Origin of the sequence: Bacillus sp. FJAT-26390, from assembly GCF_001682865.1 — a bacterium.
In the GTDB taxonomy this organism is placed as follows: Bacteria; Bacillota; Bacilli; order Paenibacillales; family Paenibacillaceae; genus Pristimantibacillus.
Window position 1 is genome coordinate 614,860 of record NZ_MAQX01000032.1, and the last position, 12,432, is coordinate 627,291.

At 49.7% G+C, this 12,432-nt stretch carries 12 protein-coding genes; 4 read left to right on the forward strand and 8 right to left on the reverse strand.

The genetic code is table 11. The annotated features are described in order from the left end of the window. Positions 1–13: 13 nt before the first annotated feature. Positions 14–853 (reverse strand): YheC/YheD family protein, encoded by an 840-nt coding sequence (locus A7975_RS23545; protein ID WP_255314481.1) that lies wholly within the window; start codon positions 851–853, stop codon positions 14–16. Between the two features lie 162 nt (positions 854–1,015). Between A7975_RS23545 and A7975_RS23550 the strand changes: the two genes are divergently transcribed. From A7975_RS23550 to A7975_RS23560, 3 genes are read left to right on the forward strand one after another with little or no spacing between them, the layout of a single operon-like run. Then, positions 1,016–2,254, forward strand: coding sequence for a phenylacetate--CoA ligase family protein (locus A7975_RS23550; protein WP_065386717.1), 1,239 nt, complete (start codon positions 1,016–1,018; stop codon positions 2,252–2,254). Between the two features lie 14 nt (positions 2,255–2,268). Then, positions 2,269–3,240 (forward strand): 2,3-diaminopropionate biosynthesis protein SbnA, encoded by a 972-nt coding sequence (sbnA, locus tag A7975_RS23555; protein WP_065386718.1) that lies wholly within the window; start codon positions 2,269–2,271, stop codon positions 3,238–3,240. Positions 3,241–3,273: 33 nt separating this feature from the next. Beyond that, complete coding sequence (locus A7975_RS23560) at positions 3,274–4,257, forward strand: 2,3-diaminopropionate biosynthesis protein SbnB (protein WP_065386719.1); 984 nt, start codon at positions 3,274–3,276, stop codon at positions 4,255–4,257. Between the two features lie 47 nt (positions 4,258–4,304). Here the strand turns inward: A7975_RS23560 and A7975_RS23565 are convergent, their stop codons facing one another. The 7 genes from A7975_RS23565 to A7975_RS23595 form a co-directional block, all read right to left on the reverse strand. After that, complete coding sequence (locus tag A7975_RS23565) at positions 4,305–5,474, reverse strand: response regulator (protein WP_065386720.1); 1,170 nt, start codon at positions 5,472–5,474, stop codon at positions 4,305–4,307. Positions 5,475–5,501: 27 nt separating this feature from the next. Beyond that, on the reverse strand, positions 5,502–7,325 hold the full coding sequence (locus tag A7975_RS23570; RefSeq protein ID WP_053373053.1) for a sensor histidine kinase: 1,824 nt from the start codon (positions 7,323–7,325) through the stop codon (positions 5,502–5,504). Positions 7,326–7,397: 72 nt separating this feature from the next. Beyond that, entirely contained in the window at positions 7,398–8,186 is a 789-nt protein-coding gene (locus tag A7975_RS23575; RefSeq protein ID WP_053377508.1) for a carbohydrate ABC transporter permease, read from the reverse strand. A gap of 120 nt (positions 8,187–8,306) precedes the next feature. Then, positions 8,307–9,200 carry a carbohydrate ABC transporter permease gene (locus A7975_RS23580; RefSeq protein ID WP_231637330.1) on the reverse strand — a complete coding sequence of 298 codons (894 nt, stop codon included), beginning with the start codon at positions 9,198–9,200 and terminating at the stop codon, positions 8,307–8,309. A gap of 72 nt (positions 9,201–9,272) precedes the next feature. Continuing rightward, positions 9,273–10,616: an extracellular solute-binding protein gene (locus A7975_RS23585; RefSeq protein WP_065386721.1), complete on the reverse strand. Its 1,344-nt coding sequence runs from the start codon at positions 10,614–10,616 to the stop codon at positions 9,273–9,275. A gap of 252 nt (positions 10,617–10,868) precedes the next feature. Next, positions 10,869–11,234 carry a hypothetical protein gene (locus A7975_RS23590; RefSeq protein WP_053373055.1) on the reverse strand — a complete coding sequence of 122 codons (366 nt, stop codon included), beginning with the start codon at positions 11,232–11,234 and terminating at the stop codon, positions 10,869–10,871. Between the two features lie 307 nt (positions 11,235–11,541). Next, positions 11,542–11,778: a DUF6953 family protein gene (locus A7975_RS23595; RefSeq protein WP_053373056.1), complete on the reverse strand. Its 237-nt coding sequence runs from the start codon at positions 11,776–11,778 to the stop codon at positions 11,542–11,544. Between the two features lie 201 nt (positions 11,779–11,979). On the opposite strand from A7975_RS23595, the gene A7975_RS23600 reads away from it, so the two are divergent. Continuing rightward, positions 11,980–12,429: a MarR family winged helix-turn-helix transcriptional regulator gene (locus A7975_RS23600; RefSeq protein ID WP_065386722.1), complete on the forward strand. Its 450-nt coding sequence runs from the start codon at positions 11,980–11,982 to the stop codon at positions 12,427–12,429. The last annotated feature ends 3 nt before the right edge of the window (positions 12,430–12,432 follow it).

Sequence of the window (12,432 nt, forward strand, 5' to 3'; positions counted from 1 at the left end):
TGCAGAGCTGCTTTCACAGCCCGCGCTTCGCTTTTTTGCAGCGAAGCCGGTAGGTTTTACCGTATGCTTTGCCGTAGCGCACGATTTTGCGGAGCATCGATTGATCCTCCAGCAGCGCAAACGGACAAGGGTCGGGAACGGTGTTTACCTCAAGAATCCATGGCTTCAACTGGCGATCCAGCGCTAAATCCAGCCCAATCTCGACGATGCCGGGATAGCTGCGATGCAGCCGCTTGGCCGTGCGGACGCCGAGCTGATCCATTTGCTTCAGCATACCGTTTAGCTTCACCCTATCCGCATAGCTCTTCAGCAAGTATGCCGTAGGGTATATCGTCCCTCCTTCGCTGCCGTTCGTTACGATTTTGCGCGGATGCGCTACTCTGCCCACAGTGGCGGTTGCTTCCCATCCACCGCGAGGCGCCTGCTGCACGACAAGCCGAATGTCAAAGGGGCGCCCTTTATGCTTAAGCAGCTGAATCCCCTTTTGCACCAAGTAGGCATTTCCCTTAACCTGGCTTAGAATAGACCGGTACATCGCCTTATAAGTACCGAAGGTTAACCTCATCTCGCCCAGCTGATAGGCATAGCTTCGCGCCGAACGGCCTGCTTCCTTCCCCTCGATTGCCTCTACCTTCATGACACCACGTCCACGCGATCCTCTTGTTGGTTTCACGTAAACCATGCGCCATTTTCCCAGCATCTCCCGCAAACCGCTCTCCGACAAAATTTGCGTCAGCGGCAAATGTTTCTTTATCTCCGCATCATTTTTCAATACTTCCGTCTTCGCCCACTTATCCGGTATATAGCGGCTCAATTTTTTCGCTGACAACATCGTCTCTCGCTTGCCCCTCACCAAATCCCTCCGTTCTTCACTCTATTCCCTATTAGCATACGAACCTTTTGCAAAATGGATGTAGGCCGCTGTCGGCATGCGCAGAACCTGCAAATAAAAGTGACATATGCTTAATTAACGCATTCATCCGAGATGCTCGTCCCATAAGGAGGCTCAACCCGAATGTCGCCATTAACACGAATAGAGCAGCATATTGAACGGATAAGCCAGCTGCACCCGTGGTACACGGATCTTCTTGCGAAGCAGGGGCTTGATCCCCAAACGTGCCAACTCGCCGAGCTGCCGCTCATCACATCAGACATTTTGGAGAAACATTATTTCACCAACAAGGCTAGAACAGAAGCCGATTTGTCCGTTTACCGAACCTCCGGCACATCAACAGGCATCCGCAAGGCCATTTATTATTCGCCAGAAGACGATGAGTGCTATATCGAAGCGAAAACCGCTTGCTTTCGGGAATGGCTGGCAGCCACCCGCACGACGGAGCAGCAGCCAGCTGCAATACACAAAGCATTAGCGGACATGGGTACCGGACATGCGGCCAATACGGCTATGTTGATCTTTGATCGGCTTGGCTTGCAGGCGGATTCGATCTCCTTTGCCCTGCCCATTGAAGAGCACATCGCTAAGCTTGCATCCACCCGCCCAGAGCTGCTTTATACGATGCCGTCGATTTTGGATGCGATCGCCGCACATTCACGCAACCCCCGGGATTACGGCATCAAAAGAATTATTCTCGTCGGCGAAATCGCGCCGCCGCACTGGCAGTCCAATATGGCGGATCGCTTCGGAATCGAGCCGCATCACATCCTCGATACGTACGGCTCGATTGAGATTGGCGCCATCGCCTCCTATTCACACTCGCACGACTTATATATCATTGCGGACGGCATACATGCCGAGGCGTTGCCTGCGGAGCAGATCGATGAGCGATTTGAGCCTCTTCAGCAAAACGAAGCCGTGCTCGTATTGACCTCCTATGTGCGCACGCTCTTCCCAGCTATTCGCTACGTCACCTACGACGTCGTCCGGGATTTCCAAAGTATCGCCATTGACGGTCGCGAGAGGCAAGGCTTCAGCTGTATTTCGAAGCGAATCGGCACGGATTTGAAGCATGGAGAAAAAATTAGCTTATACGACATCGAAAGCGTTGTTCACGAGTTCGTGAGCGATGCTGCGCTTCGCGTAAGCCTTCGCCACAACAAGCTGGCCATTCATATTCAAAGTAAATCATTGAGCGATGAGATGCTTGTTCATATTCAGCATGCCATCGAGCATAAGGTTGGTGAGATCGGACAAATGATTCAAAATCGGATGCTGGATAGCATTACGGTAACGCGCGCAGCTGATGACGAACAGCTAGAGCGCGGGGCGGTGAAAGCAAAAAAATTGTATTTTTGAGGGGTGCATAGCCTATGGGGAAAAATCTGTTGTCCATTATCGGGAATACGCCGCTCATTCATCTGTCGAAGCTGTTTGCGAATGACCGCGGCATTCAAGTATATGGCAAGCTCGAATTGCTCAACCCGGGAGGCAGCTCAAAGGATCGATCCGCCGCGCGCATCATTAACGAAGCATGGGACGAAGGCTTGATCGGACCCGGCTCCGTCATCATCGAATCCAGCTCCGGCAATATGGCCATTAGCCTCGCTGCCATCTGTTCCTATCTGGGCATGAAGTTCATTAGCGTCATTGATCCGAAAACAACGCAGCAGAACATTCGTATTATGCGCGCCTACGGCGCCCATATTGAGCTGGTTGACAAGGCGGACCCCGAAACGGGAGAATTTTTGCCTGCTAGGCTTAACCGGGTGCAGCAGCTTGTCGCAAGCACGCCGAGCAGCTTTTGGCCGAATCAGTATGCGAATAAAAACAACCATTTGTCCCATTCCGAGGGAACGATGCGCGAAGTGATGGAGGAGCTGGGTCATGTCGATTACATAGTTGGCGGTGTCAGCACCTGCGGCACGATGCTCGGCTGTGCTAATTATGCGCGTGATCGTAAGCTTCCTACCAAAATCGTCGCGGTTGATGCAAAGGGGAGCGTTATTTTCGGAGGAGCGAACGGCACTCGGCGTTTTCCGGGCCTTGGCGCAGGCATTGTCCCTCCTTTTGGCCAAACGAAATTTATGGATCAAGCCCTATTGGTAGCCGATCTCGATATGGTCGCCGGCTGCAGGCTGCTCGCTGCGAAGGAATCGATTTTAGCCGGCCCCTCCTCTGGCGCGGTTATCCATGCCTTGAAGTCGATCGAGAGCGAGCTGCCGAATGACGCGGTCTGTGTCGTTATTTTGCATGATCGCGGAGAGCGTTATATGGATACTGTATTTAGCGATGAATGGGTAGCGCAGCAGTTCGGAGGGTTTAGCTTTACAACAGACGCATAGCTTCAACATTCGATAACCGAAAGGATGATGTCCGTGTTATATCTCGGAGATCGGCATATTCGCACGATCGGCTTGCACTGGGGAGAGCTTGTGGACAGCATAGAGGCTGCGGTGCGAATTATGGATTCCGGCGACTATGCGCAGCCGATCAAGCCTTATTTGCGTTACCGGAATGCCGCGAATCGAATCATTGCCATGCCCGCTTACATCGGCGGCGCCGTGCAGACAGCCGGCATCAAATGGATTGCCAGCTTCCCTGGCAATATCGACGCCGGTTTGCCTCGCGCGCACAGCGTTACGCTGCTGAACGATGCGAATACGGGCATTCCATATGCCATGCTTGGCACACCTCTGCCAAGCGCCGCCCGAACCGCGGCGGTCAGCGGCTTGCTTATCCGCCATTATCTTAAGGCGCATGGAGCAGAGAGACGCTTTAAGCTTGGCATTATCGGCTTCGGACCCGTAGGCAGGCTTCATTACGACATGTGCTGCCAGCTGTTTGGGGAGCACTTGGAGAATGTGCAAATTTACGATATAAGGGGATGTGAGCCGGACAGCCCTGAGCTCGCGAATATAGACGAAGATATGCGCAGCCGCACACGGATCGCGAGCAGCTGGGACACATTATATAACGAGTGTGATCTCATTATTACTTGTACGGTGAGCAAGCAGCGCTATATCGATCTCCCTCCGGCAGCGGGCAGCCTTCTGCTTGATGTATCCCTGAGGGATTATACAACGGCGGCCATAAGCGGTATCCATACGATTGTTGTCGATGATTGGGACGAAGTTTGCCGCGAAAATACCGACATCGAGCTGCTGCATCTTGAACGCGGACTTAGCAAAGCACAGACCATCTCATTAGCCGATGCCGTATGCCGCGGAGCATTGGCGGATTTCGCCGATGCGGAGCCCGTATTATTTTGCCCGATGGGTATGGCGGTGTTCGATATGGCGATCGCGGATTATTTTGTAGGGCGCGCAAAAGCTCTTGGCATAGGCATGCAGCTCAAATAACACGCCAACCTGCAGAAGCAGCTTCTCCGCCGCCATTCCCAACCTGCTTATAAGCTTTTTTTCACCAGCCGATACTGGCTCGGGGTACTTTCGTGATATTTCCGAAACACCTGCGTGAAATGCCGGACATCGGGGTAACCAACAAGCTCGCCAACCCGCGTCACGCTCATATCCGGAGCGGCAAGCAGCTCCTTCGCCCGCTCCATCCGAAGCTGGGTCACATATTCCTTGTAGCCGTTGCCCGTCTTTTGCTTAAACAGCTTGCTAAAATAGACCGGGTTTAAAAACACGACGGAAGCAACGATTTCAAGCGATAAGTTTTCTTTAAAGTTGCTGCGAATATATTGAAGGGCGATGTCGATGACATCATTTTTATTTTCGGACGGAGGGGCGGTCTCAGGCGCGTTACCCGCGGTGTGGAGCTTGCGAATCTCACTTGGAATCGCATAAAAATCCGATAGCAGCGGACTCGTATAGAACTGATAAGCGACCTTCAAATAGCGCGTCAAATGCTCGTTAGCGCCTGCCGTGAATGCGTCGGGAGTAAGGCCTTCGCGCAGCATGACGACACCCGTCAGGAAGTCGCCCTCAAGGCTTAAGATGAACCCTTTGCCGCTCAAGCCCAAATATTCCGACATGACGTTCTCGACGATAAAATTATGAAGCGTCAGCTCTACGCTGCTTGCAAGCCTGACCGTAATCAGATGAAAATGCTCGTATTCATCCTTAATGGCGGTGAGATCGAAGCGCCCAATATCAAGCCCCCAGATCCATCTCCTAAACACAGCCTCCCGCAAATATTTTAAATTCAGCTCAAATAAACCGGCATCCGGTGTCTGTCGTTTCTCGACATCATATTCAGCTTCAAGCGCCGCAATGGCTTCAATGATCTGATCCTTGCCGATCGGCTTTAATATATAATCGCGCGCTCCGAGGCGGAGCGCTTCTTGGGCGTAAGCAAATTCGGAATGGGCCGTCACGACAATCCACTTCGTATAAGCGTGCGAGCCTCGGACATGCTTAAGCAGCTCCAGTCCGTTCATGCCAGGCATCATGATATCGAGAAAAACGACTTGAACCCGGGCCTGCTGCAGCACCTGAAGCGCCTCCGATGCAGAAGCGGCCGTGCTTACTTCCATTTGCGGGAATGCATTTACGACCGTTCGTCTAATCCCTTCCCGAATCGCCCTTTCATCGTCGACCACTAATACATTCACATAAGTCCCTCCGTTTCGCACAGCCGTTTAAGGCTGCGGCTTTAATACGGGAAGCATCACGGTGACCGTCGTTCCGCTATTCTCTTCACTCTGTATTTGAATGCCATAACCAATGCCATATTCCAGCACAAGCCGCCTATGCACGTTTACAAAACCCGTGCCCGAACGCAGCGAATCCCCATAAACCTGCGGCTCGGCGCTATGCGCACGCATCTCTTCCTCCAGCTGGCTCCAGTCCAGCCGCTCCGCATGTCTCAGCGATTGCCGAAGCTCCTCCAGCTTCTCCTTGGTCATCCCTTTGCCGTTATCTCTGATATGGATATACAACACCTGACCCTCTTCGGAGGTCATGATCTGAATGAGCCCCTCCGCCTCGCGCTGCGTCAAGCCGTGAATAACGGCATTTTCAATCAGCGGCTGGAGAGTCATTTTGGGCAAAAGCGTCTGCAGCCATTGCTCGTCTTTATTGATGTCTACCCGTATCCGGCCATCGGAGCGCGCTTGTATGATCGTCAGATAATGATTGATCTGATCAAGCTCCTCCTTCAAGCTGACGAGCGAGCTCCGCCAGTCGCTGCTATATCTGAACATCCGCGATAAAGAAAGAACCAAATTCGCAGGCTTGTCATTGCCCTGTTCATCCAGCAGCCAATAGATCATATCAAGCGTATTGTACAAAAAATGCGGATTCACCTGCGATTGCAGGGCATGAATTTCTGAGTTTTTCTCGCTTGCCGCCGCCAATTTCACACGCTCCACAAGCTGATTAATTTCGGTAATCATCCGGTTGAAATGCTCGTTCAAATAATTGAATTCATCATAGGATCGCATCGAAACCAGATTGGTGCTCAAATTCCCGCGCTCGACTCGCCTCATTTCCTGCACGATCGACTTGATCGGTCTCGAAATCGATCTCGATAGAAAGGCAGCCAGCATAATCGCTAGTAACACGAGCGAAGAGGTCACGATAATAAAATAACGGTTCACTTCTGCCCGCTCGACCATCGTTACAGGCTTAGGCGTAATGCTCAGAAGCTTCCAGCCGAGCTTCTGATCCCGCGCCGTTACGATCAAACGGCTGGAATCACTGCTGTCCGTCGCCTCATCAAGAAACGAATAACGCGCCAAATCCGATAATGTCGGAGCAGCTTCCTTATTGGGACCTGAGGATACGAGCAATCTGTTCGTCTCTGAATAAACGTACGAGCGGCTATCCGGTTTGATCGTCAGATTGTTCATCGAAGAAATGAACGATTTGGGATCGGCTTCAATAAGGAGAACGCCTAACTCTCGCGTTGTAGACAGATTGGTCATGACTCTGCCGAACACAAATACGGCATCATCCCTGACTGTCAGCGTCTCCTCCAGCATGCCGCCCCATACCATCGCTCCGTCCGAGCCTTCTAATTGCCGATACCACTCATTTTTCAAAAAACCACGATTTAACGCATGTGTTGTCGTCTCGTAGCTGTACACATTGCCGTTTCTCGTAATGACGTGAATCCCCTTCACATCGTTATAGCTGTACAGAATGGAGCCTAAAGCGCTCATCATCTCCAGCTCTTTGTTGAACTGCAAATTAGGATCCGTCTCTTCCTTCGACAGCAGGCGCTGAATTTCCACATTGCCGATAATCGACTTCGTGAGGCTGTCGTACCCTTTCGTAAGAAGCGTGAAATTGTCCATCGCCTGCGAGACGTTTCGCTGCGCGGCCTCGCCGACACGCATATCGATTTGCTTCGTCGTGTAATGATAGAACACGCCGGTCACTCCGCTAAGAAGAACGAGAGTAGACAGCAATATCCAGAGCAGCAGCCGCGCGCCGAACGAGTTGAGCCTTAGCCTTTTCAAAAACGTACCCCCTACAAACATTCCAATCTCTCAAACGCAAAAAGGCTGTCACCAGCCTTTCCTTGCATCCGCTTAGCCTTTAACCGCGCCAGCAACCATGCCCTTCGTAATCTTCTCCGATAGTATGAAATAAACGATGATGACGGGCAGCGCGCCCAGTACAAGGAAAGCGCCGATTGCGCCGAAATTCGCCGTATATTGGCCAACGAAGCTATTGAGTCCAAACGGCAGCGTTTTGAGCGAGTCAGAGGATAGGAATGTTGCTGCGATAATATATTCGTTCCAAATGGATATAAACGTCAGAATCGTGACCGTCATGATCGGCGGCACCATAATAGGAAGGATAATGCTAAAAAAAGTTCTATAAATCGATGCTCCATCGATCATAGAGGATTCTTCGATTTCATGCGGAATGCCTTTTAGAAATCCCGATAAAATAAATACGGCAATCGGAATCGAGAAGGCGACATAAGGAATGATGATCGACAAATGCGTGTTGAGCAGATGCATGTTTTTGAAAATAATCATTAACGGCAGCAGCGTCGACTGAATCGGAATCATGATCCCGACCATGAACAGAAGCAAAATAGTGCTTCCGTAACGCCATCTGAACCTCGTGATCGCATACGATACCATTCCGCTGAACACCAGCGTTAAGATGAGCGTCGTTCCCGTTACGATAATGCTATTTCCAACATACTTCATATAATTGCCGGAAGTAAAGGCTTCTGTGTAATTGTTCCACTGCAGCGATTTCGGGAGCGCAAAAAATTGCCCCGACATGATCTCGCTATTGGTCTTAAAGGAATATAACAGGAGCCAGATGAGCGGGTAAAGCTGCGTGACAGCTAGTATCCCCATGAACACCCATGCTCCGGCTCGTCTGAATTTGCGGGTATCGAAGCTCTCTGTTTTTGTAGACGGTGATTTCGTAACCTTTTTGCTTGCTGCTTCTGTAATCATCTCTCGTAGCTCCCTTCCCTAAGAGGCGGCCTCTTCTGCACGCTTGAACAGCAGGTTCAACACAACCGTCATCACTAAGCAGAAAATGACAAGGAACGTTGAGATGGCGCTGCCGTATCCATATTTGAATGAATTGAACGTCATATAGTACATATGCGTCGATATGACTTCTGTCGTATTGGCCGGTCCGCCGCCTGTCATGACGACGATCAGATCAAATGCCTTTAACGATCCGATGACGGCAAGCACGACGGAAATTTTGATCACCGGGGCTAGCAAGGGAAGCGTAATATAGCGATCCGCCTTGAAGCCTTCCGCGCCGTCTATGCTCGCTGCCTCGTAGAGATCCGTCGAAATATTTTGAACCCCCGTAAATTGAATCAGAACGTGATAGCCGATATACTGCCAGAAAATAACGAAGCACAGTGCAAAAATCGCGATGTCGGTATCCGCCAGCCAGGTTCTGGTCCAAGATTGCAGTCCCGCAGCATCAAGCAGTTGATTCAGCATTCCGCCAAGCGAAGCTGGATTATAGATCGCTTTCCAGAGCTGGCCGATGACCACTACCGATAAAATAACCGGCAAAAAGTAGCTGGACACTAAAAAATTCGGTTTTTTGACGTAACGGCTCAGCAGCACAGCTACCAGTATGGCAATCGGGATTTGCGCAAGCGAGAACAACGAGATATAAAGCGTTCTTAGCACAGCCGGCCAAAAAATCGTATCTTTCGTAAACAACACTTGATAGTTATCAAGCCCAACGAACGTTTTCTCTCCCATCCCGGCCCATTCCACAAAGGAATAGTAGACCGATACGAGAATGGGCGCAAAAACAAAAGCCAAATAAAATAATAAACAGGGAAGAACGAAGACGGCTAACGTTCCTTTGCCTACTCTCAACACACCGTTCACATGAATTCCCTCCTATGCTCTGCTAGAACCTGCAAAGGGAACCACCCGGCTCCCTTTGCAGCATCCATTTTTTTATTTTTTGTTCAATTCCCATGTGTTTTGGTGTTCTTTAGCCAAATCTTCCGCTTTAACATCCTTGATCAGCAAGCTTTGCAAGCCAGTCAAATGCGTTTGTGTCGTTGCAGGCTCGATCACGTTGTCAAAGTTCATGTCGCCGCCCTTCACTTCATTGAAACGGCCCATCGCATCAACCGCAAGATCGGAGTAGCCTGCCGCTTTCAGGTCACCTTCTACTTTTTGCGCCAAGCCAACAGCCGCTTTTTTGTCAAAAGCTACTTTCGGGTAGTTCAGAAGGAGGTACTTCAAGAACGCTTTGCTTTCTTCCAAATGCTCGCTGTTTGCGCCGAGCGCATATGCCGTTCCTGGCGCAATAACGTAATCGGTCGCGCTGCCTTTGCCGCCAACAGTCGGGAATGGCAGGAAGCCGATTTTCCCTTTTACCGCGTCGGATGCGTCAATTGATGCAATTTCCCAAGTTCCCATGAAGTACATGGCAGCTTTGCCGTCACGGAATTGTTGCGATGCGGTATTGTAATCATAAGTAGCTGCTCCTTCTTGGAACGCGCCAGCCTTGATCAAATCCTGCGTCTTCTGGATCGCTTCCACGAATACAGGATCCGTAAAGTTTTTCTTGCCGGCTACAACATCATCCAAAAATTTAGGTCCGCCGTTCACGCGCTGCAAAATGTTCGTGAACATGAAGGAAAGCGGCCATTTATCCTTGCCTGCGAGCATAATCGGAGGGATGCCTGCCTCTTTAAATTTTGGAACCGATGCAAGGATGTCCTCGAAAGTCGCTGGCGGCTGTACGCCGGCCTTCTCGAACAGCTCCTTGTTATAATAAATGCCTGCGATATTCATGTTGTAAGGAAGCGCATACACATTTCCGTCGAAGGAGTAGTAATCAAGCACGCCCTCGAGGAACGTTCCTTTTAGCTCATCGTCCAAAATATCATTTAACGGCGCGAGCACTTTGCCATTCGCGAATGGCTGCAGCTGCGCGCCCGGATTAACCATCGTAATGTCGGACACTTCGCCTGATGCGGCTTGCGTCTTCAGCTTAACCTTCTGCTGCTCCGTATCAAGACGATCCCATTCGATCGTTACATTCGGAAACTCTTTCATATAATTGTTGGCGATCTCTTCCTCAACCTGATAAGACGGCGTGCTTTTGTCTGTCTGCAGCGTTTGGAAGGTAAGGGTTACTTTCTTCGCTTCCGGCTTTTCCGACGCTGGAGCATTCCCTGTTGCCGCCCCGCCTTCACTATTGCTCGCTACATTGTTTCCCCCACAGGCTGCTAAAGTGAACGTTAGCGCTGTCGCCAGCACTGCGCCCATCACTCGTTTTTTTATCATACTGTTTCCCCCTATGCTTGATATCGCTTACACGTATAACTGTACAATTTATGACAATTTCCCGTAATGCAAAAAATCAACCACTCATGTTGAAATTTTCAATCACATTTGATGACTCCCTTACCCATTTTAAATTCAAATAGATGGATTTGTCCCTCTTCCCGCGCAAATAAAAAAGGATGACGCCAGCAGCTTGCTTGGCTTCACCCTTCTTATAGGCACTGCTATGGTTTAAAAGCCGAACCCGCTTATTTAAGCGGATTGGCCGAGTCGATTGACAGGGAATGAATATACTTTGGAACGGTCTCCGGATTTGGCTGCTTCCTCGCTTGCCTTCTGGGAATTCGTAAGCTCCATAAACCAAGCCTCATCCCAAGTATCCAATGCCAGGTCGATTGAATTTTGAAAAACCTGGGCATCATCTAATGCAATGTCGGATACGTTTTTGAGCCAAGATGACCGAACGGCAACGATTTTCCCTATGACTTCCTCGTTATCTGATTTCACTACATTTACGGTTACGAAACCTTGCAAAATATCGATCGTTTCGACAAATCCGTGAATAAGCTCGCCATCTTTCGTTTTACCTTGCACCCAGTCGCTTATGTTGAATTTCATCTTCCAACACCACCTATCCCTAATAGTAAGAACACCCTTTTAACTGTAACTTTTTTTAGTACATTTACTTTAAAAAAGTAGACGATACTTTGAGACTCCCGAGGCTCTAGCGCCGTCTAATTCGTGACTTCCATACTGTAAGTTTAATGATTACAGTTACCTTTGTCAAGTTGTTCATCCAAAATGGACGATATGTTAGTGAAGCTGCATCATTGCAGCTCATATTTATAAATGGATGGTACCCCGAGGCGTTGCACCATTCGTGCATCGGCATCAAGCCATGCAGCTGCAACGCCTATTTCAAAAACTAGCTCCAGCCCCAGAAGAAGCCGTCTCTCTCCCATGCCGCTTTCCCTTTGTGCAGCTTACGGAATACTTTCTTCACTTCTTTATCGATCGATTGGTTGCCATGCTCATTCACATATATAAAAGATTCGCCAAACTGGCTTTTAATATGCTCAACGGCAGCGCTTTGGTGCAAAATTCCTTTTTCCTTCAACTCGTTCAGCATCCACTCTGCAACTTCATTAGCCGTATGGGACATCCTGCTCACTCCTTCATCAAATAAACGCTGTAACTATAGCATACTTAAACGTATAACTTCAACAATAGTCGCGGCGCCGCTTTCATTGACAGTTTATTGTCATTTCCTCTATATTATATTTATCACAATTTAATTTTACGAAATAAAGTGATTGGATAGCACGATAAAAAATAAATTCACCTTCCTTTGGAGGACAACAACATGGATAGCAACGATCTGTTAAAACTCGACAACCAAATCTGCTTCGCCTTTTATGCCTGTTCCAGAGAAATAACGAAGCTGTATCGGCCGATGCTGGAGAAAATAGACCTCACTTACACGCAATATGTGACGATGCTCGCCCTATGGGAGCAGGATCACGTCACAGTAACTGCGCTCGGCAACAAGCTTTACCTCGACTCCGGCACCTTGACTCCATTGCTCAAAAAGCTGGAAGCTGCCGGCCATATTACTCGCACGCGCGATCGCAATGATGAGCGCAGCGTCTTGGTCGAGCTGACTGAGCAAGGCAGAGCCTTGAAGGAACAAGCGCTTGATTTCCCTTACCAGCTCGCATGCAAGCTTGACGGAACACCGGAAGAAGGAGCTGCGATGCTGGAGCTTATGCATCAATTCCTTCACCGCATGCAGCAAAGCTCTGCCAAAGAGTAACTG